This is a genomic window from Brevundimonas sp. GW821-FHT12E07 (genome assembly GCF_058807035.1).
Genome location: NZ_JBXAQH010000002.1, coordinates 408,714 through 434,676, shown reverse-complemented (window position 1 = coordinate 434,676; position 25,963 = coordinate 408,714). Strand labels below are relative to the sequence as shown.

General features: G+C 68.0%; 26 protein-coding genes. 20 read left to right on the top strand and 6 right to left on the bottom strand.

What is annotated here, in order from left to right:
- Positions 1 to 12: 12 nt before the first annotated feature.
- The 5 genes from pdxA to AC1ROD_RS10220 form a co-directional block, all read right to left on the bottom strand.
- The gene (gene pdxA / locus AC1ROD_RS10240; RefSeq protein ID WP_492948140.1) at positions 13 to 1,029 is read right to left on the bottom strand and encodes a 4-hydroxythreonine-4-phosphate dehydrogenase PdxA; all 1,017 of its coding nucleotides are present in this window, start codon (positions 1,027 to 1,029) and stop codon (positions 13 to 15) included.
- A gap of 4 nt (positions 1,030 to 1,033) precedes the next feature.
- Entirely contained in the window at positions 1,034 to 2,413 is a 1,380-nt protein-coding gene (locus AC1ROD_RS10235; protein ID WP_492948139.1) for a peptidylprolyl isomerase, read from the bottom strand.
- Positions 2,414 to 2,498: 85 nt separating this feature from the next.
- The gene (locus AC1ROD_RS10230; protein WP_492948138.1) at positions 2,499 to 4,973 is read right to left on the bottom strand and encodes an LPS-assembly protein LptD; all 2,475 of its coding nucleotides are present in this window, start codon (positions 4,971 to 4,973) and stop codon (positions 2,499 to 2,501) included.
- A 44-nt stretch (positions 4,974 to 5,017) separates the two neighbouring features.
- Entirely contained in the window at positions 5,018 to 6,157 is a 1,140-nt protein-coding gene (gene lptG, locus AC1ROD_RS10225) for an LPS export ABC transporter permease LptG (protein WP_492948137.1), read from the bottom strand.
- Positions 6,154 to 7,287 carry an LptF/LptG family permease gene (locus AC1ROD_RS10220; RefSeq protein ID WP_492948136.1) on the bottom strand — a complete coding sequence of 378 codons (1,134 nt, stop codon included), beginning with the start codon at positions 7,285 to 7,287 and terminating at the stop codon, positions 6,154 to 6,156. Before AC1ROD_RS10220 ends, lptG begins: the two co-directional genes overlap by 4 nt.
- A 145-nt stretch (positions 7,288 to 7,432) precedes the next feature.
- Between AC1ROD_RS10220 and AC1ROD_RS10215 the strand changes: the two genes are divergently transcribed.
- From AC1ROD_RS10215 to AC1ROD_RS10195, 5 genes are all read left to right on the top strand, one after another.
- The gene (locus tag AC1ROD_RS10215) at positions 7,433 to 8,908 is read left to right on the top strand and encodes a leucyl aminopeptidase (protein WP_492948135.1); all 1,476 of its coding nucleotides are present in this window, start codon (positions 7,433 to 7,435) and stop codon (positions 8,906 to 8,908) included.
- Positions 8,905 to 9,366: a DNA polymerase III subunit chi gene (locus AC1ROD_RS10210; RefSeq protein WP_492948134.1), complete on the top strand. Its 462-nt coding sequence runs from the start codon at positions 8,905 to 8,907 to the stop codon at positions 9,364 to 9,366. Before AC1ROD_RS10215 ends, AC1ROD_RS10210 begins: the two co-directional genes overlap by 4 nt.
- 86 nt (positions 9,367 to 9,452) lie before the next feature.
- On the top strand, positions 9,453 to 9,686 hold the full coding sequence (locus tag AC1ROD_RS10205) for a hypothetical protein (RefSeq protein WP_225897060.1): 234 nt from the start codon (positions 9,453 to 9,455) through the stop codon (positions 9,684 to 9,686).
- A gap of 22 nt (positions 9,687 to 9,708) precedes the next feature.
- Positions 9,709 to 10,020, top strand: a complete 312-nt coding sequence (locus tag AC1ROD_RS10200) for an I78 family peptidase inhibitor (protein WP_492948133.1) — start codon at positions 9,709 to 9,711, stop codon at positions 10,018 to 10,020.
- The gene (locus tag AC1ROD_RS10195; protein ID WP_492948132.1) at positions 10,017 to 10,292 is read left to right on the top strand and encodes a peptidase inhibitor I78; all 276 of its coding nucleotides are present in this window, start codon (positions 10,017 to 10,019) and stop codon (positions 10,290 to 10,292) included. Before AC1ROD_RS10200 ends, AC1ROD_RS10195 begins: the two co-directional genes overlap by 4 nt.
- On the opposite strand, the gene AC1ROD_RS10190 is transcribed toward AC1ROD_RS10195, so the two are convergent.
- A complete protein-coding gene (locus AC1ROD_RS10190) occupies positions 10,289 to 12,232 on the bottom strand; it encodes a M61 family metallopeptidase (protein WP_492948131.1) in 1,944 nt (647 codons plus the stop codon). The two genes, AC1ROD_RS10195 and AC1ROD_RS10190, sit on opposite strands and share 4 nt — an antisense overlap.
- 175 nt (positions 12,233 to 12,407) lie before the next feature.
- On the opposite strand from AC1ROD_RS10190, the gene AC1ROD_RS10185 reads away from it, so the two are divergent.
- The 15 genes from AC1ROD_RS10185 (at position 12,408) to AC1ROD_RS10115 (ending at position 25,880) form a co-directional block, all read left to right on the top strand.
- Positions 12,408 to 13,211: a class I SAM-dependent methyltransferase gene (locus AC1ROD_RS10185; protein WP_492948130.1), complete on the top strand. Its 804-nt coding sequence runs from the start codon at positions 12,408 to 12,410 to the stop codon at positions 13,209 to 13,211.
- Positions 13,212 to 13,276: 65 nt separating this feature from the next.
- Positions 13,277 to 14,077, top strand: a complete 801-nt coding sequence (locus AC1ROD_RS10180; RefSeq protein WP_492948129.1) for a class I SAM-dependent methyltransferase — start codon at positions 13,277 to 13,279, stop codon at positions 14,075 to 14,077.
- Complete coding sequence (locus tag AC1ROD_RS10175) at positions 14,074 to 15,255, top strand: sialidase family protein (protein WP_492948128.1); 1,182 nt, start codon at positions 14,074 to 14,076, stop codon at positions 15,253 to 15,255. Before AC1ROD_RS10180 ends, AC1ROD_RS10175 begins: the two co-directional genes overlap by 4 nt.
- 110 nt (positions 15,256 to 15,365) lie before the next feature.
- Positions 15,366 to 16,592 carry a 5-aminolevulinate synthase gene (hemA, locus tag AC1ROD_RS10170; RefSeq protein ID WP_492948127.1) on the top strand — a complete coding sequence of 409 codons (1,227 nt, stop codon included), beginning with the start codon at positions 15,366 to 15,368 and terminating at the stop codon, positions 16,590 to 16,592.
- Positions 16,592 to 16,771 (top strand): DUF6898 family protein, encoded by a 180-nt coding sequence (locus AC1ROD_RS10165; protein ID WP_492948126.1) that lies wholly within the window; start codon positions 16,592 to 16,594, stop codon positions 16,769 to 16,771. Before hemA ends, AC1ROD_RS10165 begins: the two co-directional genes overlap by 1 nt.
- Before the next feature lie 80 nt (positions 16,772 to 16,851).
- Positions 16,852 to 18,135: a serine hydroxymethyltransferase gene (glyA, locus tag AC1ROD_RS10160; RefSeq protein ID WP_492948125.1), complete on the top strand. Its 1,284-nt coding sequence runs from the start codon at positions 16,852 to 16,854 to the stop codon at positions 18,133 to 18,135.
- A 7-nt stretch (positions 18,136 to 18,142) separates the two neighbouring features.
- Complete coding sequence (gene nrdR / locus AC1ROD_RS10155) at positions 18,143 to 18,601, top strand: transcriptional regulator NrdR (protein ID WP_492948124.1); 459 nt, start codon at positions 18,143 to 18,145, stop codon at positions 18,599 to 18,601.
- Positions 18,601 to 19,251, top strand: coding sequence for a RibD family protein (locus tag AC1ROD_RS10150; protein WP_492948123.1), 651 nt, complete (start codon positions 18,601 to 18,603; stop codon positions 19,249 to 19,251). The genes nrdR and AC1ROD_RS10150 overlap by 1 nt, the downstream gene beginning before the upstream one ends.
- Entirely contained in the window at positions 19,251 to 19,841 is a 591-nt protein-coding gene (locus AC1ROD_RS10145; protein ID WP_492948122.1) for a riboflavin synthase, read from the top strand. The genes AC1ROD_RS10150 and AC1ROD_RS10145 overlap by 1 nt, the downstream gene beginning before the upstream one ends.
- On the top strand, positions 19,841 to 20,983 hold the full coding sequence (gene ribB, locus AC1ROD_RS10140; protein WP_492032533.1) for a 3,4-dihydroxy-2-butanone-4-phosphate synthase: 1,143 nt from the start codon (positions 19,841 to 19,843) through the stop codon (positions 20,981 to 20,983). The genes AC1ROD_RS10145 and ribB overlap by 1 nt, the downstream gene beginning before the upstream one ends.
- On the top strand, positions 20,980 to 21,444 hold the full coding sequence (gene ribH, locus AC1ROD_RS10135) for a 6,7-dimethyl-8-ribityllumazine synthase (RefSeq protein WP_492948444.1): 465 nt from the start codon (positions 20,980 to 20,982) through the stop codon (positions 21,442 to 21,444). Before ribB ends, ribH begins: the two co-directional genes overlap by 4 nt.
- Positions 21,441 to 21,971, top strand: coding sequence for a transcription antitermination factor NusB (nusB, locus tag AC1ROD_RS10130; protein WP_492948121.1), 531 nt, complete (start codon positions 21,441 to 21,443; stop codon positions 21,969 to 21,971). Before ribH ends, nusB begins: the two co-directional genes overlap by 4 nt.
- A 4-nt stretch (positions 21,972 to 21,975) precedes the next feature.
- The gene (thiL, locus tag AC1ROD_RS10125) at positions 21,976 to 22,965 is read left to right on the top strand and encodes a thiamine-phosphate kinase (protein ID WP_492948120.1); all 990 of its coding nucleotides are present in this window, start codon (positions 21,976 to 21,978) and stop codon (positions 22,963 to 22,965) included.
- Between the two features lie 50 nt (positions 22,966 to 23,015).
- Complete coding sequence (locus AC1ROD_RS10120) at positions 23,016 to 23,537, top strand: hypothetical protein (protein ID WP_492948119.1); 522 nt, start codon at positions 23,016 to 23,018, stop codon at positions 23,535 to 23,537.
- Between the two features lie 195 nt (positions 23,538 to 23,732).
- Positions 23,733 to 25,880: a sodium-translocating pyrophosphatase gene (locus AC1ROD_RS10115; RefSeq protein WP_492948118.1), complete on the top strand. Its 2,148-nt coding sequence runs from the start codon at positions 23,733 to 23,735 to the stop codon at positions 25,878 to 25,880.
- Positions 25,881 to 25,963: the final 83 nt, after the last annotated feature.

Here is a 25,963-nt window from a genome sequence, read left to right as displayed (position 1 = left end):
GCCCCGGGAAAGCTAGTCTCTGGGAAGCTGGCCGCCAGTGCGCGCCGCGGCCATCTCGGCGGCCAGTCGGATCGCGGCGATCAGGCTGTCGGAGCGGGCCACGCCCTTCCCGGCGATGTCGAAGCCGGTGCCGTGATCGGGCGAGGTGCGGACGATGGGCAGGCCCAGGGTGGCGTTGACCCCGCCCCAGAAGTCCAGCGTCTTGACCGGGATCAGGGCCTGATCGTGATAGAGGCAGATGGCGGCGTCATAGGTCGCGCGCGCTGCGTCGTGGAACATCGTATCGGCGGGCAGGGGATCGGTGATCGCGATCCCCTCGGCGCGGAGGGCCTCGACGGCGGGCGCCAGAACCTCGATCTCCTGCAGACCCAGGGCCCCGCCTTCGCCCGCATGGGGGTTCAGAGCGGCCAGGGCCAGACGGGGGCGGGCGATGCCGAAGTCGCGCTTCATCGCCTCATGCACCACCCGGGCAGTGCGGATGACCCGCTCGCCGGTGACCAGTTGGGGCACCTGATCCAGGGCGACGTGGATGGTCACCAGACAGGCGCGCAGGTCCTTCGCCGTCAGCATCATCACGGGCCCGCGCGTCCCGGCGAAGGGGGCGTCAGCGGTTAGTTCCGCGATGAACTCCGTGTGGCCCGGAAAGCGGAAGCCGGCAGCGTAGAGCGGCGCCTTGGCGATGGGGGCGGTGACCAGTCCCGAGGCCTCGCCGGACAGGCACAGGTCGACGCCGCGTTCGATCCAGTCGGCGACGACCCCGGCGTTGGCCGGATCGGGACTGCCGACGACGACCGGGGCGGGCGCGGGATGGCTCAGCACCGGCAGGACGCGGGCGAAACGGCTGGCGGCGTCGGCGACCTGTCCGATCTCGACGATCGGCACGCCTTGCGCCTTGAGCAGGCCGGGGTCGCCAACGACCGCGAAGGGCGCGCCGTCCGGGGACAGCGCGCGCCAGGCGCCGGCGATGATCTCGGGACCGACCCCGGCGGGCTCGCCCATCGACAGGACCAGCGGCCGGGGCGCGGCCATTCCGCTATTTCAGCTCGATCAGGGCGTCCGACCGCAGATCGCGGATGTAGCGACGCGCCAGCATGGCGAGGTTCTGGTTTTGCAGCCGGTTCTCGACCTGCTGGAAGGTCGGTGCGTCCGGACCGCCAACGCGACGGCCGCAGACGGCCAGCAGGTGAACGCCCAGAGGCGTGCGGACCGGCGAACTGATGGTGCCGACCTCGGCCGCACGGGCGACCTGCTGGAACTGGGGCGCCAGGTTGGCGATGTCCGACTCGCCGAGATCAGAGCCCAGAAGGCCCTGTTCCGAGGTCGCGCGCTGCAGGATGTTGTCGCAGGTCAGTTGCGGCCGCAGGGCTTCCAGACGCGCGGTCGCGGCCGCGACGTCGGCCTCAGACGCGTTTTCGGGCGCCTCGACCATGATCTGCTTCATCGTCACCAGGCTGGTGGCGGCTCCGGAGCGCTTGTCGCGCATGTAGACGATATAGACCCCGCCATCGACCGGGATGGGCCGCGACAGCTGGCCGACCTGCAGCTGGTCCAGCGCGTTCTGGAGGGCGGGTTGCACGGTGCCCTGCACGACCCAGCCGGCGTCGCCGCCGCGTTGCGCCGACGGCGCGGACGAGAACTGGCGGGCCACGGCCTGGAAGGGCGCGCCCTGGACCATCTGCTGGACCAGTTGCTCGGCGCCGTTCATGGCGGCCTGCTGTCCGCCGACGCGGGCGGCTTCGATGTAGATTTCGCCGATCAGATACTGGGGCTTGGACGCCGTCTCGGTCATCTGACGCATGGCCTGTTCGACCGCGGCGTGGGAGACCTTGGACCGGCTGTTGAAGCGGCCGCCGACCAGGGCGCGCCAGCCCAGTTCGGTGCGCAGCTGCTCGCGCATGTTCTGCGGACGAATGCCGCCCTGCGCCAGGAAGTTCATGTAGTTGGCCGGCGTGGTGCCGGCGTCCTGGGCCATGGAGGCGATTTCCTCGTCCACCTCGGCGTCGCTGATCACCAGATCCTTGTACTTGGCCAGCTCCTGGTTCTGGAGCCGCTCCTCGATCAGGGCGTTCAGGGCCTGCTGCTGGATGGCCGGGATATTCTCCTCGGTCGGCTGCACCTGGCTCATGGCGATGATGCCGAGCATGCGCTGGCGCAGGTCGAAGCTGGTGATGACCTGATCGTTGACCGTGGCGATGACGCCTTCGGAGATCTGGAACTGGGGCGGAGCCGCGGCCGGGCGAGCCGGCGCCTGTTCGGCGGCCGGGTTCAGCGCACCGGCGGCCGGTGACGCGGGCGTCTGGGCCGGAGCCTGCACCGGAGCCGGGGCGGGCGCGGGGGGCGTCTGGGCCCAGGCCGGCGCAATAGCCGTACCCGCGAGAAGCGCGGCGATCGCGACGCCCGTCGTGTTACGCATCAAAGGCATAGTCTGTCCTGGATCCTCAAGAAGCGCCGTCTCGACCCCATTGTGCGGGGAGGTCGCGCCCCTGCAAGCGATGTGTTCATCGGCTGCTGTTTCGTCCGTAGCCTGTACCGCCAAAAGTGGCGAGGTTTAGGCGCACATAAACCCCCTCGGACGGGCCGGTCGGCCGGACGCGAGTGTTGTCCTGGCGGAAACCCAGCTCGAACCGGAAGCAATCGTCGTCGAACAGCAGGCCAACCTCGGAACGGGTGATCAGGTCGCGCTCCAGATCGGCGATGCCTGTGACCGCCACGCCCCAGTTGCCGTAGAACTGCTGCGCCTGAAGCTGGACGAACTCGTAGTTCCGGTTGTTGTCCCCGGCGAGGGGATTCGACCGGTCGACGATATAGCTGACCGTGGCGACGTTGCGCCGTCCCCAGGTCCCGTCGATGGCGGCCTCGGCCCTGCGGATGTCGCCCGAACCGTCGACGGTGGCGTGGCCCCAGCCGCGGAACCGGTCGGTCGGCGAGAAGCTGGCCTGAACGACCCAGTCAGAGGTCTGGGAGGCCAGTCCCGACGGATCGTAGAGCTTGCTGGCGTCGTCCGGAATGGTCGTCAGGAAGGCGTCTTCGTCATAGGAGCGCATGCTGCGGCCGATGAAGATGCTGGCCTTGCGAATATCGTCCCAGCGCAGCGTCGCCCGCGCGCCGGCCGTGAACCGTGAGCCGCCTTCGTAGAAGTCGTACCCCGGCAGGCGGTCGGTGCGGAACAGGGAGCTTTCGTCCAGCTCGAAGGTCTGGGTGTCCTCGATCGGGATACGCGGATCGAGGTTGGCCTTGTTGGAGACCGATAGCTGCGCCATCGGCTCAATGATCAGGTCCGAGGTGGCGCTGAGCCGTTTGATCATCGGATAGCTGACGTCGATCCCCGCGGTGGCCCGGCCCCGCGTGATGATGTCCTCCGCCTCGCTGCCCGGCATGGGCGGCAGATCCGAGACCGAATAGGCGTCGAAGCGGCCGTCGATGAAGGGCTCCAGCCGGATGCCCGATGCCGTGGTGAAGGCCCGGCGCCACTCGCCCTGCAGGGTGATGCGGCGGCTGTCGACGCCGCCGAAGCCGTCGGTCGATCCCGCAGGGATCACTTCGGGCCGCAGCACCGGCGCGCCGACATAGGCGTTGCGCGACAGGGATACCGCCGAGAGCTTCAGGCGCAGACGGCCGCCCAGCACCGGATCGGCCGGCTCCCACCGCCCGTCGATCAGCGGCGCGACCAGCGGCAGGGTCTTGTCGTCCTCGAAAGCCTTGTAGCCGTCGGGGTCGCGGAAATCCGTGTCGGCATAGGCCGGATCAAGCCGCAGGCTCTGGATCGAGAAGGCGGCGACCGACAGATAGGATCGCTCTGTTTGACGCTCGGCGTAGAGCTGGCTGATCAGGCGGCGCTGGTCGCCGTAGTACAGACCGTTGTCCTGATAGGGATCGCGAACGTCGTAGCGGTCGAACAGGGTCTTGTCGGACGTCCGTTCGGCGGTGAAGCCCCAGCGCCACGGGCCTGCCGGGTCGAACCTGCCATAGGCGAGGATGTAGCTGCGGCTGGTGCGGTCGCCGAAGTCGACGTTGCTCTCGGTGATGCCGTCGCCGTCCAGGTCGAAGTCACCGAAGGACTGGGCGTAGGTATAGCCGCCGCGCGCCACGATCGTGCCGTCGGCGAAGCGCCGCCGCCATTGCAGGTTCAGGAAAGGGGCGACCCGGGTGTTGATCTGCGGGCTGAAAATCCAGTCCTCGGACGGAGAGACCACATGCAGATAGGGCATCTCGACCGAAAGGCCCCGGCCTTCGTCATAGCTGATGATCGGGATCAGCAGGCCCGAGGCGCGCTCGACGGTGGGATCCGGCACCGCGAAGACCGGAAGCCAGAACAGCGGCACCCCGCCCACGACGAAGGTGGCGTTGCGGAACAGGATGGCCCGCAGTTCCTCGTCCTGGACCACCTTTTCGGCCTTGACGGCGATGCTTGGGGTCTTGGGCGCGCCGTTGACGTCGCAGATCGCGCAAGGGGTGAAGAGGGCGTAGTTGAGCTCGCTGACGTTCTCCGAACGGCGTACGGCGGTGGCGGCCATCACGCTCGCGCCGTTGGACAGGCGGGTCGCGAGGTCGACAACCACCCCGGCCTTCAGGTCGGAGTCGAGTTCAAGGTGGCTGGCGTAGAGGACGTCGCCGGCCGGACTGGTCAGCTCGACCTGGCGATCGGCGCCGCCGACGCCCTTTTCCATATCGTAGGTGACTTCGCCGGCCCGCAGGGTGTGGCCCTGGAAGCGGGCAAGAACGCGCTCGAACCTGCTGCTGGCGGTGATCACGTCGCCGGTGCGGGTCGCCTGTTCGGCCTGGATGTAGACGGCCTTGGGAGGCAGGCCGTCGGGACCCGGAGCGTTCGAATCGGCGACGGCGGCAGCGGGCGCCGGCGCCGTCTGGGCCATCGCCTGACCAGCCAGCCACGGCGCGCAGACAATCAGGGCGGCGCCGGCCAGAAGCCGGGTCCGCAGGCCTGTGCCTTGAAAGGCGCCGCGTTCAGTCTGCATGCGAACTCAATCCGTAAACCCTCGGCCCCCCGCCGACGGGTCGCTTAGCCGTCTTCGGTATAGAACAGCAAGGTAAAGGCGGCGAGCGCCGTCAGCATCGCCGGTAGCCAGGCCGCCACGAAGGGCGGAACCACCTCGGCCGAGCCGAAGGCCGAGGACGCCTGGTTCAGGAAGAAGAAGGCGAAGCCCAGCACCACGGCGCCGACGGTCATCTTGGCCAGGTCGCCCAGACGCATCAGGCGCAGCGAGAAGGCGGCGGCCAGGATCGACATCGCCGCGAACATCAGGGGCGTGGCCAGAAGCTGCTGCAGTCGCAGCCGGTAGGCGGTCGAAGAGAAGCCGGCGTCCTCGATCCGGCTGATCTGGGCGGGCAGGGACCAGAAGGAGGTCGCCTGCGGCCGCGCGAAACGTTCGAAGGCTTCGTCATCGGCCAGGCTCGAGGGCAGGTCGAGGGTAGCGTAGCGCACCGCCCTCTGACCCGTCTGGGCGCCGACGGCGTTGATCAGCCGCCAGCGGCCGGCGCTGAGGCTGGCGGCCGGGGCGTCGATCCGCTCGCTGAACGCGCGGCGGCCCTTGGGATCGGTTGTGTAGATGAAGAAGGTGACGTCCAGCAGTCGGGCATTGGCGCGATCCTGCCGACCGGCGCGGATGACCATCTGGCGCGTGTCCTCGCCTTCGCGCAGCCAGATCGCCTGATTGTCTTCCGCCGCGCCCAGGGCCGAACCCGAGATGCGGGCGCGCTCGCGCTGGAACAGATTGTCGCCCGCCGCCGCGAGGGGGCCGATGCAGGTCACGGTCAGGACGCCGAGCACCAAGGCCATCCCGGCCGCCGGCAGGACGAAACGCCATGCCGAGATGCCCGCCGCCCGCATGGCGATCAGCTCGGAGCGCCGGTTCAGGCTGACGAAGGCCGACAGGGTGCCGAACAGGAAGACGAAGGGCAGAAGCTGGACGATCACCTGCGGTGACTTGATCAGCATCAGACCGACGATGCGAAGGGCCGACAGATCGGTCTCCGAGCCCAGCCCGCGTGAGATTTCGACGAAGTCGATCAGCATGACCAGGGCGCTGATCACCGCCAGGGCTACGCCCAGGGCGCGCATCTGCTGGACCAGCACATAGCGTTCGATCCGGCCCAACCGGATCGGCTTGCTCGTGTCGCCGGTGCGAAGGGAGAGTTTCATGCGAACCGCGCCTTCAACTGCTCGAGCATCGGCCAGGTGCGGCGGCGTCGCGGCTTGAGCGCGCGGAACAGCAGCCGCAGGGCGAGGGCCGCCGAGGCGAGGGGCAGGATGTACTGGAAGACGTTCAGCCAGCCGTTCCAGGCGCTGGCGGCGACGATGCCGTAGCCCATGATCCGCACCAGCAGGAAGACGCCCGCCGCCTTGGCGATGCGCAGGCTGTAGCCCGAGCGGCTGAACTGGCCGCCCATGATGGCCGCCAGGGCCATGGCCATGGCCGTCAGGGCGTAGAGCGGCGACGACAGCCGGTTGTTGGCCTCGGCCAGCAGCTCGCCGCGCGACCCGCTGTGACCGATCAGATCCGGCGTGGGATTGATCAGCTGCGACATCCACAGGTCGGCGGGCTTGTAACGGATCTTCTCGGAGCTTTCCGTATAGGGGGAGAGGTCGAAGGGCAGGCGGTCGAAGGACAACTGGTTCAAGACGCCGTCCCTGGAATATTCCTGCGCCGACCCGTCGACCAGGGTCAGCGTCGGCGCGCCGTTGATCCGTTCGAACCGGGCCTCGCTGGCGTCCCAGGTCCGCACCGTCTTGCCGTTGTCCAGATAGACGAACAGGTTCTTGAGCAGGCCGTTCTGCTCGATCTGCTGCACATAGACGGTCAGGCCGCCGGGGCCCTGGACGAAGCGGCCCTCCTCGACCAGCAGGGCGGCCAGGTCGGTGCGGATGGCGAAGGCCTCCTGCCGCGCCGTCCGCTGGGCCCAGGGCTGGGCGAAGAGGTTGGTGAACAGGGCCAGCAGGGCCACCAGCACCGCGATCCGCACCGCCGGAGAGATCACCTGCCAGCGCGTCATCCCGCTGGCGAAGGTGGCGGTCAGCTCCTGTTCGCGCTGCAGCCGGGTCAGGGAGATCAGCGCGCCGACGAACAGGCCGATCGGCAGAATGACCGAAACCAGCTGCGGCAGGGCCAGCAGCGTCAGTTTGATCATAACCAGAACGCTCTGTCCGCGCTCGACGATGACCTGCAGTTGATCCAGGCTCTGGGACAGCAGGCCGATTCCCGCCAGGGCGCCGCACGCCGCCACGACGGGCAGGGCGATCTGTTTGAAAAGATAGCGTTGAATCAGGGTCATGCAGCGGCCGGCGAACACCCAGGTTGCGGGCGCGCGTGATGGAGAGCATCTAATACACATCCGGACGCCCTGCGGACAACCGCGCGGCCTCCCTCCCGAACTGTAGCAAACGACCGGGGCTCAATCCCGGCTGGAGTCGCGTTTCATGAAGATCGAATTTGTCGCCCACGCCGGCGCGTCGGAAGTCCTTGCCGTTCTGGTCGGCGAGGGCCGCGCCCTGGCCGGGACCGGCCCTGCCCTGGATACGGCGGCTTCCGGCGCCCTTACGAAGGCGATGACCGCCAGCCGTTTCACCGGCACCGCCAACTCCACCCTGACCGTCGCCGCCCCCGCGGGCGTCGAGGCCGCCACCGTCCTGCTGGTCGGGGCGGGCAAGGATGCGCTGGATGACAAGGGCGTCGAAACCGCCGCGGGCGCCGCGTATCACGCGGTCAAGCTGTCGGGCGCCGAGACCCTGACCCTCGATTTCGGTCATCTGACCCCGGAACAGTCGGCCCGCGCCGCCTTCGCCGTGCGTCTGGCCTCCTACACCTTCAACAAATACCGCACGACGCTGAAGCCCGAGAAGATCGCCTCGATCAAGACGGTCCAGGTCGTCACCTCGGACCTGCGCGCCGCCGAAGCCGCTTTTGAACCGATGTCGGCCGTCGCCGACGCCGTGACCTTCTCGCGCGACCTGGTCTCCGAGCCCGCCAACGTCCTGTACCCGGCCGAGTTCGCCAAACGGGTCAAGGATCTGGAGCGCCTCGGCCTGAAGGTCGAGATCCTCGGCGAAGCCGAGATGGAGAAGCTGGGCATGTGGACCCTGCTGGGCGTCGGTCAGGGCAGCCGCCGCGAAAGTCAGCTGGCCGTGATCCAGTGGAACGGCGGCGAACCGGGTGCCCAGCCTCTGGCCTTCGTCGGCAAGGGCGTCTGCTTCGACACCGGCGGCATCTCGATCAAGCCCGCCGACGGCATGGAAGACATGAAGTGGGACATGGGCGGCGCCGCCGCCGTGGCCGGCCTCATGCACGCGCTGGCGGGCCGCAAGGCCAAGGTCAACGCCGTGGGCGTGCTCGGCCTCGTCGAGAACATGCCTGACGGCAACGCCCAGCGCCCGGGCGACGTGGTCATCTCCATGTCCGGCCAGTCGGTCGAGGTGATCAACACTGACGCCGAGGGCCGCCTCGTCCTCGCCGACGCACTCTGGTACACCCAGGAGCGCTTCAAGCCGAAGTTCATGATCGACTTGGCCACCCTGACGGGCGCCGCCATCGTCGCTGTCGGCCTGGACATCGCCCCGCTCTACGCCAACAGCGAAGAGGTCGCCGGACCGATCCTGGCCGCCGCCGAGAAGGTGGGCGAAAACTTCTGGCGCATGCCGCTGCCGCCCCAGTACGAGCAGCACATCGACTCCAAGATCGCCGACGTGAAGAACACTGGCAACGGCCGCGCCGGCGGCTCGATCACCGCCGCCCTGTTCCTGCAGCGCTTCACCAACGGCGTGCCGTGGGCCCACCTCGACATCGCCCCGACCGCCTGGGCCAACAAGTCGCCCAGCCCCACGGTTCCGGAAGGCGCCGTCGGCTTCGGCGTGCGCACGCTGGATCGCATGGTGGCGGACACCTACGAGTCCAAGTGACCGACGCAACCGGCCCGGAAATCTGGTTCTACCACCTGGAGCGTTCGACGCTCGATCAGGTGCTGCCGGAGCTTCTGGGCCGGACGCTTCAACGCGGCTGGCGGGCGCTGGTCCGGGTCGCCGGGGAACACCGGCTCGAGGATATCGATGAGCGGCTGTGGACGTTTCGCGAGGACAGCTTCCTCGCCCACGGTCGCGCCGACGAACCGAACGCTGCGCGCCAGCCGATCCTGCTGACGCAATCGATGGAGAACCCGAACGGCGCTCAGGCGCTGTTCATCGTCGACGGCTCAGAACTGGGCGCCACGGAGAGTTACCAGCGATGCTTCATCATCTTCGACGGACGCGACGACACGGCGCTGACCGGCGCGCGCGAGCGCTGGAAGACCTTGAAGGGGCAGGGCGCCAACCTGGCCTACTGGAAACAGACGGACGAGGGCTGGCAAAAGGCGGCCTGATCGTCGCCGGGCTGATCGCGCTTGCCGCCTGTTCGACTCCGGCTCCGGCGGCGAAGCCCGCGCCGGCTGTGGTCGCTGACGCCCAGGTGTCCCAACCGGTCGGCACCCGGATGCCCCAGACCGGTCAGGACCTGTGCAAGGCCAACGACCTTCAATGGCTGGTCGGCCGCAACAAGACGGAAATCCCGGTCCCGGTCGATGTGATTAACCGCCGCGTGGTCTGCACCAGCTGCGCCATCACCGAGGACTATTCCCCGTACCGCCTGAACATCTTCTTCAACGCCCAGACCGAAACGGTCGAACAGGTCCGCTGCGGCTGACCGGATAAAGGAGACGACGCCCGTGAAAAACCCTGCGAAATCCGCTGCGCTTCTCTCGACCCTCATCGCCTTTTCCGCCCTGGCGGCCTGCGCGCCCGTCGAGGGTGGCGGCGCGACCCCAGCCCCGCCGTCCAATGAGCTCGGCCAGTGCAAGGCCGATGCCTATCGCAGCTATATCGGCAAGAACCGGTCGGAACTCCCTGCCGCCGCGCCGGGAGAGACGCGCCGCGAGGTCTGCACGACCTGCGCCATGACCATGGACTTCAACCCGAACCGGGTGAACATCGTCTATGACACGGCCAGCAACCGGATCACCGAGGTGAAGTGCGGATGAGGGCGCTCGCGGCCCTCGTCGCCGGCGCGGCCCTGACCGGCTGTATGGCGACGCCGCCGGAGACCGGCGGTCCGACGCCGCCCCAGCGATGCGACGCCTCCGCCGCGCAGTCTCTGATCGGCTCACACGTCGGGGCGGTGGATTTCGCAGCCGGCGCCAATGTGCGGATCGTCTGCACCACCTGCGCCACGACCCGCGACTACCGGCCGGACCGGCTCAATATCCGGTTCGACCAGCAGACGGGGATCATCAAGTCCGTGGACTGCGGTTAGCGAGCTCGCGCGGCGTAGAGTTCGCTCAGGCGGTCCTGCGTGCCCGGGATCCGCTCCAGGTGCGGGTAGCGCAGGCCGTCGTGGTAATCGAGGCTGACGGTCCGGTAACGGTCGCCGTCCTTGACGATCAGCTCGATCGGCGTGGTCGTGTCCTTGGCCGCCTTGATGGCGTCGGTGAGGTTGGAGGCCGAAGCGGCCTCCCCGTTGACGGCGACGATCGACATGCCGATGGCCAGACCCGCCTTGAAGGCCGGGCCGTCCCACTGGACCGCCGAAATGCCGTTCTCGCCATTGGTCTGCAGGCCGATGGAATACATGAAGTTGTTGCGCTTCAGGCCGCCTTCCAGCGTCTTCTGCCAGGGGCTCTTGGTGTCGGTGTAGACGAGGCGGTAGCCGCCGCGCGCCAGACCATCGAGCGGGGCGCCCGGGCCATGGCCGTCCAGACGGGTGCGGAGGAAGGTCGCCCAGTCGTTCTCGACCACCCCGTTCAGCGCCGCGACCACGTCATCGAAGGTGTAGGGCGCCTCGTTGAACTCGCCGTCATGCGTGCCGAAGAAGGCGCGGGCGAAGTCGTCCAGACCCTTGCGGCCGTTGGTCTTCTCCCGGATCAGGGTGTCGGCGTCGAGCCAGATCAGCTGGCCTTCGACGTAGTAGTCCTCGTCGCGCTGCTCGCTCAGCCAGCCCTTGGGCCGGCGCATAGAGATGATCGGGTCGTTGACCGTGTCCTGCATCGCCCGCCACGAGCGGCCCACGCGGTTGTCATAGGTGGCGGCGTCCATGGCCAGGGCGTCCAGCGCCTGATCCCTGGTCATCAGGCCCGACCGGGCGGCCAGGACCTTGCCCCAGAACTGGGTTTGGCCCTCATAGACCCACAGCAGCTCGTTCTGCAGCGGGGTGTTGTAGTTGGGGACATACTGCCCCGCCGGACGCCGCCACTTGCCGTTCCAGGAGTGGGTGTATTCGTGGGCCAGCAGGTCGCGGTCGCCGAACTGGTTGTCCCAGTCGGTGAAGAAGGCCGGGTCGACGCTGTCCTCGGACGAGCGGTGGTGCTCCAGCCCGATGCCGCCCAGCCGGTCGGTCATGGCCATCAGGAAGTTGTAGTGGTCGAAGTGGCGCGCGCCATACAGACGATCAGCCTGGGTCACCAAGGCGCGCAGGATGGCGATCTGGGCGTCGGTCGGGGCGATGTTCGAGGCGGCGTCCGCGAAGATGTCCAGCTTGACCGGCGAGCGGCCGCCCGGATCCAGATCGATCTGGCGATAGTGGACGCCGGCCATCAGCGGGCTGTCGATCAGCACGTCGAGCGTCACCGGCTTGAAGGTGGTGACGTCGCCTTCGGTGGAGGCGGTTTCCAGCGCCGTGCCGAAATTCCAGCCGGACGGCAGCTTCACGCTGGTCTGGGTCGTGATGTTGTGGTGCCAGCGGCCCGCGGGATAGAGCAGCATCTTCTCCCACTGGGCGTTCAGCATCTCGGCCGTCATGGTCACGCGGCCCTGCGCGCCCGCCGTCGGCGACAGGTGCTGGAAGTCTGCGCTGATCTCGGTCACGCCCTCGGGCACCACCAGATGAAAGGCGAAGCTCTCGACCGGGTCGCGGGTCCATTCCAGACGCTGGCCGTTCGCGGTGAAGACCAGGCCGGCCAGCTGGGTGATCGGGCCGTCGGGGCCGTGGTCGCCGGGCAGCCAGGCGGGGAAGAACAGGGTCAGCGGGCCCGCGCCCTCGACCGGAATGGTCTCATGGACGCTGAAGATGCGGCGGTTCAGGTCGGTGGCGTCGACGTCCAGCTTCACGACGCCCGGCCAGGGCTTGTCCACCACCGCCGGGATCGGCGCCATCGTCGTATAGGGCGTTACGGCGGGCGCGGCCGTCTGCGCGAACGCGGGAAGCGCGGCGGACGCCAGCAGCAGGGCGGCGAAGGCGGGACGGGCGAAACGGACCATGGAGACTCTCGGGTACGGACGGCGGGGGAGGCGGGAAACAACGCCCCGGCTCGGCCTGCGTCAAGTCGCCGCGCCTCATGAAGTGTCACGAGCCGGTGTTTCAGGAACGAAATCCGCTTGCATCCGGTCACGCTTCGGGGCGTAGCTTCGCGCATCGCCGTTCAGGATGACCCCCATGTCCAAGTCGCTTCTCCTCGCCGCCGCCGTCGCAGCCCTGGGGGCGACGGCCCTGTCCGGTTGCGTGATCATCGCCAGCGACGGGGGCGACAAGACCATCGTCGCCATGCCTGGCGAGGAACTGACCAGGGTGGAAGAGAACGCCTACGCCGCCGCCATCGCCGATCCGCTGCGTCCCGCCGAGGAGGTCGCCCGCGACCCGCTGCGCAAGCCCGCCGAGATGATGGCCTTCGCCCAGCTGGACGCCGGGGACCGCGTCGCCGACATCCGGCCCGAGGAAGGCTATTTCACCCGCCTGTTCGCCAAGGCGGTCGGTCCGTCGGGCCGCGTCTACGCCTTCGTGCCAAACCAGACCGCCCAGCGCGAGAACGGCTTTGGCGATACCCTGGCGGCCGCCTATCCGAACGTGAACCGGATCACCGGCAGCCTCGACACCATGACCTTCCCCGAGCCCCTGGACGTGGTCTTCATGGGGCAGGAGTACCACGACTTCACCATTCCCCGGTTCGGCGTCGATGTGGCCAGGATGAACGCGGCGGTGTTCGCGGCGCTCAAGCCGGGCGGCCTCTATGTCATCCTGGATCACCAGTCGGCGCCGGGCGCGGGCATCAGCGTCTCGGGCACCCTGCACCGCATCGAGGGCGCCGAGCTGCGCCGCGAGGTCGAGGCCGCGGGCTTTGTCTTCGCCGGCGAGACCTCGGCTGTGGCCAACCCCGAGGACGACCACACCCTGACCGTCTTCGACCCCGCCATTCGCGGCAAGACCGACCAGTTCGTCTATCGCTTCCGCAAACCGGGCTGAAGGTAACCTCGGCGGTTCGCGGTCGTATTCAATCAAGCGCCGCTCAAGGCGCGTGGGAGGCTGACATGAAGCGTACGGTGTATTTCGCGGTGGCCGTGATGGCCGCCTTCGTCGGTGGCGACTGCCTGGCGCAGTCGAATATCGACTACGCGGTCAACTCGATGGCGAATGCCGCCGCGTCCATGGGTCAGGACAGCCACTACGCCGCCGCCCTGGCCGACCCGGTCCGCACCGATGCCGACAAGGCGCGCGATGAGGCCCGCCATACCGCCGAGACCCTGGCCTTCGCCGAGGTCATGCCCGGCCAGACCATCGGCGACATGATCATCGGCGGCGGCTATTTCACCCGCGTCTTCGCCGCCGCGACCGGCCCGACCGGCAAGGTCATCGCCTGGCAACCGGCCCAGTTCATCGGCTTCCAGGCCTCCTACGCCGACGCCATCGCCGCCGCTGACGCCCTGCCGAACGTCGAGGGCATCCGCTCGCCGGTCGGCGCGCCTGAGTTCCCGACGGGTATGGATCTGGTCTTCACCGCCCAGAACTATCACGACCTGCACCTGAAGCCCTTCGCGGCCGACACGGCGGCCAGGACCAATGCGGCGGTGTTCGCGGCGCTCAAGCCGGGCGGCCTCTATGTCATCGTCGACCACTACGCCGCCGCCGGTTCGGGCCTGGCGGCCGCCGACAGCCTGCACCGCATCGACCCCGCCATCGTCAAGGAAGAGGTCGAGGCCGCGGGCTTCGTGTTGGAGGCGCAGAGCGACATCCTGAAGAATGACGCCGATCCGCTGACCGCCAATGTCTTCGATCCGGCGATCCGGGGGCACACCAGCCAGTTCATGCTCAAGTTCCGCAAGCCGGCGTGATCAAAAGCGTCCTCGCCGCCGCTCTCCTGCTGCTGACGGCGGCGGCTGAGGACCCTCCCGCTCCCTTTACGGTCGCGCCCGGCCTGTTCGATGCGTCCGAGCCTGACCTCGGCTTGATTCCTGCGCCGGGCACGGAGACCTTCACCGTCTTTCGGCCGGGGGAGGGGACCGACCACTTCAGCAACGGCGTCTCCCTGATCGCTTTCAACGGACGGCTCTACGCCCAGTGGCAAGCCTCGCCTCGTGACGAGGATTCGCCTGACACCCGGGTGATGTTCTCTTCCAGCGCCGATGGTCAGCACTGGACCGCGCCGGTTGAACTGGCCCCACCGGGCGAAGGCGGTCGCATGGTCTCCAGCGGCGGCTGGTCCACCGACGGCCGGACTCTGGTCGCCTACCTGAACGTCTGGCCCTACGGCTTCCAGTCCGGCGACGGCGGCCAGACCGCGTACCGAACCAGCACCGACGGCCAGAGCTGGTCCGCGTCGCAGCCGGTGCTGACGGCTAACGGCACGCCCATCGACGGCGTCATCGAACAGGACCCACACCACTTCGGCGCCCGCATCATCGGCGCCTTCCACATGCGTCCCGGCATGATCGCGACCCCGGCCTTCACCGACGACCCGCTGGGCGTCTCCGGCTGGACGCTCGGCCGGATGACCCATCTCGAACGCGCTCCAACGCCTGCGGGCGCGCCTGTCCACGAAAGCCGCCTCAGCCGCGAGATCGAGCCCAGCCTGTTTCAGGCCGATGACTGCGCCGTCATGGTCTTCCGCGACGAGGATCTCAGCTACCACCAACTGGCCTCCGAAAGCTGCGACCGGGGCGTCAGCTGGTCCACACCGGTGGTCACCGCCATGCCCGACAGCCGCGCCAAACAGAGCGCGGGCAATCTGCCGGACGGGACGGCCTTCCTCGTCAATGCGCCGAACAGCGACCGCGTTCGCATTCCGCTGGCGGTGACCGTCAGCCGTGACGGACGAACCTTCGACAGGTCCTTCCTGCTGCGCGGGCAGGGCGATCTCCAGCCGCTGCGCTACGAAGGTCAGTACAAGCGCCCCGGCTACCACTACCCCAAGAGCGCGGTCTGGAACGGCTTCCTGTGGGTGGGCTACGCCACGAACAAGGAGGATGTGCAGGTCACCCGCGTCCCCCTGACAGCGCTTTCCGGCGATTGAGAACCGTTATCAATTAGCGGTTTAGGACAATTTGTCCTTGTCATCGCGTGGACACCGGGGGTCTATCGGCGCAAATACCCGCCACGTTTTTCGCGCGAAAGTCCGCCCAGTTGTACGACTACAAGGCCGCCTTCGAATCCGCCGTCGACCAGGTGAAGAGCGAGGGGCGTTACCGCGTCTTCGCCGACCTGAAGCGCGTGCGCGGCCAGTTCCCGAAGGCCGTTCGGCGTCGTGAGGACGGCTCCGAGCAGGACGTCGTCATCTGGTGCTCGAACGACTACCTCGGCATGGGCCAGAACCCGGTCGTGCTGGAGGCTATGCAGGCCGAGATCGACGCCGTGGGCGCCGGCGCCGGCGGCACCCGCAACATCTCGGGCACGACGCGCTCGGCCGTGGACCTGGAGGCCGAGCTGGCCGCCTGGCACCAGAAGGAAGCCGCGCTGCTGTTCACCTCGGGCTATGTGGCCAATGAGGCGACCCTGACGACCCTGCAGCGCATCCTGCCGGGCCTGATCATCTTCTCAGACAGCCTGAATCACGCCTCGATGATCGCCGGCATCCGCAACGGCGGCTGCGAGCGTCACGTCTTCATGCACAACGATCTGGCCCATCTGGAGCAGTTGCTGGCCGCCGCGCCCGCCGATGCGCCCAAGCTGGTCGCCTTCGAGAGCGTCTATTCCATGGACGGCGACATCGCCGACCTGGCCGGCACCATCGCCCTGGCCCGGAAGTACGGCGCCCTGACCTATCTCGACGAAGTCCACGCGGTCGGCCTGTATGGCGCGACCGGCGCCGGCGTCGCCGAGCGTGACGGCGTGCTGGATGGCATCGACATCGTCGAATGCACCCTCGGCAAGGCCATCGGCGTCATGGGCGGCTATATCGCCGCCGACGCGGTGATCGTGGATGCGGTGCGCAGTTGGGCCGCGGGCTTCATCTTCACCACCAGCCTGCCGCCGGCCCTGACCGCGGGCGCCCTGGCCTCGGTGCGTCACCTCAAGGCCCATCCGGAACTGCGCGTCGCCCATCAGGAGCGCGCCCAGACCCTGAAGGACCGCTTCGCCGCCGCCGGCATCCCGGTCATGCCGAGCGAAAGCCACATCGTCCCGGTCTTCGTCGGCGATCCGGTCCACACCAAGATGATCTCGGACATGCTGCTCGAAGAGTTCGGCGTCTACGTCCAGCCGATCAACTATCCGACCGTGCCCAAGGGCACCGAGCGCCTGCGCTTCACCCCCTCGCCGAACCATGACGACGGCATGATGGACGCCCTGGTCAGCGCCATGGACCAGCTCTGGACCCACTGCCACATCGCCCGGATGCCTTCGGCCGCTTGATGACAGGGGATGGCCTCGGACAGGTCATCGTCGAGAAGACCCGCAACGGAACCTATCTGAAGGTCACCGCCGTCCATGTGGCGACCGGAACCGAGGCCACGGCCGTTGGTCCGGCCATGGAACCCAAGGCCGTCGAGCGGCTGGCGATCGCGAAATTGCGACGGATACTCGGTGTCTGACGTCACCTGTCCGACACAAGATGTTGTGGTTGACCCCTCTCGGGACTAGATAGGGCGCCTTCAGATTTCCGGGGACGCCTGTGACCATCACCACCCACGCCGACTACTTCTCGAAGTCTCTCGCGGACGCCGATCCGGACGTCTTCAAGGGCATCCAGGGCGAGCTGGGCCGTCAGCAGGAACAGATCGAGCTGATCGCGTCGGAGAACATCGTCTCCAAGGCCGTTCTCGAAGCACAAGGCTCTGTTCTCACGAACAAATACGCCGAGGGTTATCCCGGTCGCCGCTACTACGGCGGCTGCGAATACGTCGACGTCACTGAGGACCTGGCCCGTGAGCGCGCCAAGGAACTGTTCGGCTGCGCCTTCGCCAACGTCCAGCCCCACTCGGGCGCCCAGGCCAATCAGGCGGTCTTCTTCGCTCTGCTGCAGCCCGGCGACACCTTCCTCGGCATGGACCTGGCCTGCGGCGGCCACCTGACCCACGGCTCCCCGGCCAACCAGTCGGGCAAGTGGTTCCGCCCGGTGACCTACAAGGTCCGCGAGGACAACCATCTGATCGATTACGACCACGTCGCCGAGATGGCCGAGAAGGAAAAGCCGAAGCTGATCGTGGCCGGCGCCTCGGCCTACAGCCGCCACATCGACTTCAAGCGCTTCCGCGAGATCGCCGACAGCGTCGGGGCCTATCTGTTCGTCGACATGGCCCACTATGCGGGCCTGATCGCCGGCGGCGCCTATCCTGACCCGCTGCCGCACGCCCACGTCGTGACCACCACGACCCACAAGACCCTGCGCGGTCCGCGCGGCGGCATGATCCTGTCCAACGACGTCGACCTGGGCAAGAAGATCAACTCGGCCGTCTTCCCCGGCCTGCAGGGCGGGCCGCTGGAGCATGTCATCGCCGCCAAGGCCGTGGCCTTCGGTGAGGCGCTCAAGCCCGAGTTCAAGGTCTATGCGAAACAGGTCGTGGCCAACGCCCAGGCTCTGGCCGGCGTCCTGGTCGAGCGTGGCCTGGCCATCGTCTCGGGCGGCACCGACAGCCATCTGATGCTGGTCGACCTGCGTCCCAAGGGCGTGACCGGCAAGGCGACCGAGCTGCAGCTCGAACACGCCCTGATGACCTGCAACAAGAACGGCGTCCCCTTCGACACCGCCCCCTTCACCGTCACCTCGGGCGTCCGTCTGGGCACCCCGGCGGGCACGACGCGCGGGTTCGGCGAGGAGGAGTTCAAGTCGATCGGTCACTGGATCGCCGACGTCGTCTCCTCGATGAACGGCGGCGACGAGGCCGATCCGGCGGTCATCGCCGAGGTCGCCGGCAAGGTGCGCGAGCTCACGCGCCGCTTCCCGATCTACGGGTAAGCCGCGGATGAAGTGCCCCTTTTGCGGCCATCAGGACACGCAGGTGAAGGACAGCCGGCCGTCTGACGACGGCTCGGCCATCCGACGTCGCCGGTCCTGCCCGAACTGCAACGGGCGCTTCACCACCTTCGAGCGGGTGCAGCTGCGCGAGCTGATGATCCTGAAGCGCAACGGCCGTCGCACGCCCTTCGACCGCGACAAGCTGGAGCGGTCGCTGAACGTGGCCCTGCGCAAGCGGCCGGTTCAGAGCGAACAGGTCGAACAGCTGGTCAGCCGCATCACCCGCCAGCTGGAAAGTCTGGGCGAGACGGAAATCCCGTCCAGCATCGTCGGCGACTTCATCATGAAGGCGCTTAAGTCGGTCGATGAAGTGGCCTATGTCCGCTACGCCTCGGTCTACAAGGATTTCCGCCACACCGGCGACTTCGCCCGCTTCCTCGGCGACGAAGGCCTGGACGAGACCTGATGCGGCCCCGGATTACTCTCAAGATCGCGACCTCGCTGGACGGTCGTATCGGCACCTCGACGGGCGAAAGTCAGTGGATCACGGGTCCTGAAGCCCGGCTGCAGGGACACCGTCTGCGCGCAGCCGGCGACGCCATCCTGGTCGGTGTCGAGACCGTCCTTGCCGATGACCCGCGCCTGACCGTGCGCCTGCCCGAGAGTGAGGCCGGTGTTCGCATCGAGAAGGCCGACCCCCTGCGGGTCGTGCTGGACAGCCGCCTGCGTACCCCGTCCTTCGCGCGTCTTGCCAAGGCCGGCACGCTGATCATCACCACCCGTGAACCCCATCCGGTCGGCGGCGCCGAGGTGGTGCAGGTCGCGGGCGACGCCCAGAACCGTCCGACCATCGAGGCCATTCTGGAGCTGCTCTACGCCCGCGGCGTGCGCAGCCTGATGATCGAGGGTGGCGGCCGGGTCGCCGCAGCCTTCGTCACGGCCGGTGTCGTGGACGCCATCGACTGGTTCCGGGCCCCGATCCTGCTGGGCGGAGACGGCCGGCCGGGCGTCGCGGCCCTGTCGCTGGCCCGTCTTGCGAACGCTCCGAAGTTCCGGCGCCTTGCGGTGGAGGCTCTGGGTGACGACCTGTGGGAGCGCTACGAAAGGGTCTCCTGATGTTCACAGGCATCGTCACCGACATCGGCCGCGTCCGCACGGTCACCGAAACCAACCGCGACCGCCGCTATGAGATCGAGACCGCCTGGGATGTGTCCGGCATCGACATGGGCGCCTCGATCAGCCACGCGGGCTGCTGCCTGACGGTCGTCGAGAAGAATGACGGCTGGTTCGCGGTCGAGGTCTCGGACGAGACCCTGTCCAGGACCACCCTAGGCGGCTGGAAGGCCGGCGACCCCGTCAATCTGGAGCGCGCGGCCAAACTCGGCGACGAAATGGGCGGCCATGTCGTCTCGGGCCACGTCGACGGTCTGGGCAAGGTCGTGTCGATCGAAGCGGTCGGCGGATCGCACCGGATCGTGGTCGAGGCGCCCGCGCCCCTGCATCGCTACATCGCCGCCAAGGGCTCCATCACGGTCGACGGCGTGTCCCTGACGGTCAACGCCGTGGACGGCCAAAACTTCGACCTGAACATCATCCCCCACACCTGGGAGGCGACGACCCTGGGCCGATTGCAGCCCGGCGACGCCGTAAACCTCGAAATCGACATGCTGGCGCGCTATCTCGCGCGCTGGCAAGAGACCGCGTAATGAACACCATCCAGCTTTCGTCGGACATGCTCTCCAGTCCGATCAGCCCGATCGAGGACATCCTCGAGGACGCCCGCAACGGACGCCCCTACATCCTCGTCGACGCCGAGGATCGTGAGAACGAGGGCGATATCATCATCCCGGCCCAGTTCGCGACGCCGGACCAGATCAACTTCATGGCCCGCCATGCGCGCGGCCTGATCTGTCTGGCCATCACCGCCGAGCGCGGCCGCCAGCTGCGCCTGCCGCCGATGACGGCCGACAACCGCACCTCCATGGGCACCGCCTTCACCGTCTCGATCGAGGCGAAGGAGGGCGTCACCACCGGCATCAGCGCCGCCGACCGCGCCCGCACGGTTCAGGCCGCCGTCGATCCGAACAAGGGCGCCGACGACATCGTCTCGCCCGGCCACGTCTTCCCCCTGATCGCCCGCGACGGCGGGGTTCTGGTCCGCACCGGCCACACCGAGGCGGCGGTCGATATCAGCCGCATGGCCGGCCTGACCCCCGCGGGCGTGATCTGCGAGATCATGAACGAGGACGGCACCATGGCCCGGATGCCGGACCTGGTCGCCTTCGCCCAACTGCACGGCCTCAAGATCGGCACCATCGCCGACCTGATCGCCTATCGCCGCCGCACCGAACGCTATGTCGAGCGGGTCATGGATCAGCCGTTCGAGAGCGTCCACGGCGGCCCCTTCCGCCTCATGCTGTACCGCGACACCATCGAGGGCGGCGAGCACGTCGCCCTGGTCCACGGCCGCATCGAGCCCGGCAAGCCGACCCTGGTCCGCATGCACCAGGTCGACTTCGCCGCCGACCTGCTGGGCCACCGCGAGGACCGACAGAACTACATTCCCGCCGCCCTGAAACAGATTTCGGACAGCGGCGAGGCCGGCGTCGTCGTCTTCCTGCGCGACCCCTCGCTGCAGAGCCTGGCCGAGCGCCTGTCGGGCGCCGAGAAGCCGGCCGTCAACGACCGCGCCATCAAGGCCTATGGCCTCGGCGCCCAGATCCTGCTGGACCTCGGGGTCCGCGACATGATCGTGATGAGCTCGACCCGCCCCGAGCCGACCGCGCTGGAAGGCTATGGCCTGCGCATCGTCGGCTGGCGCGGCATGAACGGAGAAGACCAATCCTGATCGAACCGATCCGCGTCCTCATCGTCGAGGCGCGCTACTACGACGAACTGGCCGACGCCCTGCTGGACGGGGCGAAGGACGCCCTGCGCGCCCAGAACGTGGCCTTTGACGTCGTCACCGTGCCCGGCGCCCTGGAGGTCCCGACCGCCATCGCCCTGGCCGACGAGGCCGGCAAATATCCGACGGCGCCGCGCTACGACGGCTTCGTGGCGCTCGGCTGCATCATTCGCGGCGAGACCTACCATTTCGAGATCGTCTCGGATCAGTCGGCGGCGGGGCTGATGCAGCTCGGCCTCAAGGGGCTGGCGATCGGCAACGGCATCCTGACGACCGAGGACGAGGACCAGGCCTGGGCCCGGGCGCGGATCAGCGAAGGCGACAAGGGCGGCGGCGCCGCGCGGGCGGCTCTGGACCTGATCGCCTTGCGCAAACGGCTCCGGCATGGTCTTGCGGCGCAATGACCGAACCCAACAGCATCCAGTCCGTCCTGCAGCAACTCGCCGAGAGCGAGAAGGAGCGCGCTGAACCCTCCCTGACCTCGCGCCAGCGCCGCGCCCGCACCGTCGCGCGTCTGGCCGCCGTCCAGGCCCTGTACCAGATGGAACTGGCCGGCGAGGGCGTCGAGACCGTCATCACCGAATTCTCAAACCACCGCTTCGACGCCGACATCGAAGGCGAGCCCCTGGCTGAGGCCGATGAAGAGTATTTCGCCGGCATCGTGCGCGGCGTGATCGACAACCAGCGTGAGATCGACGCGGCCGTGAAGGCCCGTCTGGCCTCCAACTGGCGCATGGAGCGTCTGGACGCCACCTTGCGCGCCCTGCTGCGTTGCGGGGCCTGGGAGCTGGCCCACCAGCCCGAGGTGCCGCGCGAGATCGTCATCGATGAATATGTCGAGCTGGCGAAGGCCTTCTTCGACGAGGCCGAGGCCAAGTTCGTCAACGCCGCCCTGGACGGCGTCGCCCGCGACGTGCGCCCGAAGGCCTGAGGCCATGGCCGCCGTCGACGTGTCCGGCGAGTTCGAGACCATCGCGAAACTGCTGGCCCCCTTGGCCCATCCCGAGTGGGGCAGGGGGCTGGTCGATGACGTCGCCGTCGTGCCGACCCGCCCGGGCTTCGACCTGGTCCTGACCAAGGACGCGATGATCGAGGGCGTGCACTTCCTGCCCACAGATCCGCTCGACACGGTGGCCCAGAAGCTGCTGCGCGTGAACCTGTCCGATCTGGCCGCCAAGGGGGTGGAGCCGTTCGGCTATCTGCTGGCCTGCCACTGGTCGCAGCGCTGTGGCTGGCCCGAGCGGGAAGCCTTCGCCGAGGGGCTGGCGCGCGACCAGAAGGAATTCGGCATTCACCTGCTGGGCGGCGATACGGTCGTAACGCCCGGTCCGGCCTCCTTTTCCGTCACCCTGATGGGGTGGGCGAAGGCGGGCAGGGTGGTGGCGCGCAACGGCGCGCGCCCCGGCGACACCGTCTTCGTCACCGGCCAGATCGGCGACGGCTTCCTCGGCCTCAAGGCCGCGCAAGGGGCGCTGACCCTGGCGCCCGAGCGGATCGAGGCCCTGACCGACCACTATCGCCGTCCCATGCCCCAGACCGCCTTCGCCGAGGTCGTGCGGGACATGGCCACGGCTTCTCTGGACGTGTCCGACGGCCTGATCGCCGACATCGGCCATATCGCCGAGGCCTCCTGCGTCGGGATCGAGATCGATCTGGAGCGCACCCCCGTTTCGCTCGCCGGTCAGGCCTGGCTGGAGACCCGCGTCGACCGTCAGGCGGCCTTCGAACAGCTGGCGACCGGCGGCGACGACTATGAGATCGCCTTCACCGCCGCCGCTTCCGACGAGGCCGCCCTGCGCCGCGAGGCTGAACACCGCCACATCCGCCTGACCCGCATCGGTCAGGTCGTCGCCGGGACCGGAGTGCGCATCCGTTTCGAGGGCCGGCCGGTCGAGGTGGCCCGCGCCGGCTGGACCCACTGCTGACAGCGGTGGCTGAAACCGAATCCTAACCCCCGCCGGTTAGGGTTACCCTCATGCGCCGCAGAGATCTCATCGCCGCCGGAACCGCCGTCGCCCTTTCGGCGCCGGTCATCGCCGCCACGCCCGCCCTCGCCAGCGGCGCGAAGAAGCCCGAGGAGGGCGCGCCTCCGGCCGACAAGACGGTCAGCATCCGCGCGGTGGGCCTGCCCGTCATCGTCGACGGCCGCATCCGCAACTACGTCTTCGTCAATCTGAAGCTGCACCTGGCCCCCGAGCCCAAGGTGGAGGACATCCAGAACAAGGAAGCCTTCTTCCGCGACGCCCTGGTGCGGACCGGCCACGGCGCGCCCTTCACCCTGCCGGACGACTGGAACAAGCTCAGCGACAACAAGATCAACGCCGCCCTGATGGCCATCGCCGGCGTCGTCGTTCCCCATGCCATCCTCAAGGCCGAGGTGACCAATCAGGTCCCGCGCCGTCGCGTCAGCGGGCCCGTGACCGAGACCGTTCCGGACCCCTACCTCACGCCCGACGGCTCCGACGTTTCCGCCCCGGACGCCGCCTCGACGCTCTAGGCGTTTCCCGCCCCGAAAGACCCTTCGAAGATCACGGTTGCGTCATCTCGGCGCATGCGGCACGCTCATTCGGCAAATCCCGAGTGATCGCAGTTCTGCGGTCGTTGCGCACGGGGGAGCCGGAAGGCGGATAGAGGCCAAAAGGCCCGCCGCGCCAAGGAGCCGGGCGCCTTTTGCAAGGGCATGGAAACGCCAATGAATCATATACTTGCGCTGGTCTTTGGGGCCGGCGTCCTGGGGGTGCTGTACGGCCTCGCCCAGACGGCCGTGCTGATGAAGGCCGGCACCGGCAACGACAAGATGCGAGAGATCGCCGCCGCCATTCAGGAAGGGGCCTCGGCCTATCTCCGGCGGCAATACACCACCATCGGTATCGTCGGGGTCGTCATCCTGATCGCCGCCTACCTGCTGATCGGCCCCTATGCGGCGGTCGGATTCCTGATCGGGGCGGTCCTTTCGGGCGCCGCCGGCTATGCCGGGATGCTGATCTCGGTGCGCGCCAACGTTCGTACGGCCCAGGCCGCGTCGGAGAGCCTGGCCAAGGGTCTGGACCTCGCCTTCCGCTCGGGCGCCATCACCGGGATGTTCGTCGCCGGCGGGGCCCTGCTGGGCGTCTCGGGCTATTTCGCGGTCCTGGTCCTGCACATGGGACTTGAGCCGACGAGCCGCGAGGTTGTCGATGGTCTTGTCGCCCTGGGCTTCGGCGCCTCGCTGATCTCCATCTTCGCGCGTCTGGGCGGCGGCATCTTCACCAAGGGCGCCGACGTGGGCGGCGACATGGTGGGCAAGGTCGAGGCCGGCATTCCCGAGGATGATCCCCGCAACGCCGCCACCATCGCGGACAATGTGGGCGACAACGTCGGCGACTGCGCCGGCATGGCCGCCGACCTGTTCGAGACCTATGCGGTGACCACGGTCGCCACCATGGTCCTGGCGGCCATCTTCTTCCGGGGGACGGAATACGTCGGCACGATGATGCTGCTGCCGCTGGCCATCTGCGGCATCTGTATCGTGACCTCGATCATCGGCAGCTTCTTCGTCCGCCTGGGCAAGAAGCAGAACATCATGGGCGCCCTGTATCAGGGCCTGATCGTCACTGGCGTCCTGTCGGTCGGCGCGGTCTGGTGGGTGATCACCACCCTGGTCACCGGCCCGGTCACCACCGGCGACGGCCTGGTCATCGCCCCGATGAGCCTGTTCTGGTCCGGCATCGTCGGTCTGGCGGTCACCGCGGCCATTGTGGTCATCACCGAATACTACACCGGTTCGGGCTTCCGTCCGGTCCGCTCGGTGGCCAACGCCTCGGTCTCGGGCCACGGCACCAACGTCATCCAGGGCCTGGCCGTCTCGCTGGAGGCCACCGCGCTTCCGGCCCTGACCATCATCGTCGGCATCGTGGCCAGCTATCAGCTGGCCGGACTGTTCGGCATCGCCATCGCCACCACGACCATGCTGGGCGTGGCGGGGATGATCGTGGCGCTGGACGCCTTCGGACCCGTGACCGACAACGCCGGCGGCATCGCCGAGATGGCGGGCCTTCCCTCGGAAGTGCGCCATTCGACCGACGCGCTCGACGCGGTCGGCAACACCACCAAGGCCGTGACCAAGGGCTACGCCATCGGTTCGGCGGGCCTCGGCGCGCTCGTGCTGTTCGCGGCCTATACGTCTGACCTCAAGTACTTCTCGGCCAATCCGGCGGACTATCCCTTCTTCGCGGGGATGGGCGCCGTCGCCTTCGACCTGACCAACCCCTATGTCGTCGTCGGCCTGCTGTTCGGGGGGCTGCTGCCCTTCCTGTTCGGGGGGATGTCGATGATGGCGGTCGGTCGCGCGGCCGAATCGGTCGTCGCCGAGGTGCGTCGCCAGTTCCGCGAGAACCCCGGCATCATGACCTATCAGGTGAAGCCGGAATACGGACGGGCCGTCGACATCCTGACCAAGGCGGCGATCCGCGAGATGATCGTACCGTCGCTTCTGCCGGTGCTGTCGCCGATCGTCCTGTTCGTCGCCATCCTGTTCCTGGCGGACAAGGCCAACGCCTTCGCGGCCCTCGGCGCCATGCTCATGGGCGTCATCGTGACCGGCCTGTTCGTGGCCATCTCGATGACCTCGGGCGGCGGCGCCTGGGATAACGCCAAGAAGGTGATCGAGGAGGGCTTCACCGACAAGAACGGCGTCGTCCACGGCAAGGGCTCCGAAGCCCACAAGGCCGCGGTCACCGGCGACACGGTCGGCGATCCCTACAAGGACACCTCCGGCCCGGCGGTGAACCCGATGATCAAGATCACCAACATCGTCGCCCTGCTGCTTCTGGCGGTGCTGGCGAGCGGCAAGATCGTCTGATCGCGTCCCGGATAGCGGCTTCGCCGCTTCCGGGATGACAAAAGAAAACGCCCCGGAGAGCGATCTCCGGGGCGTTTTTGTAT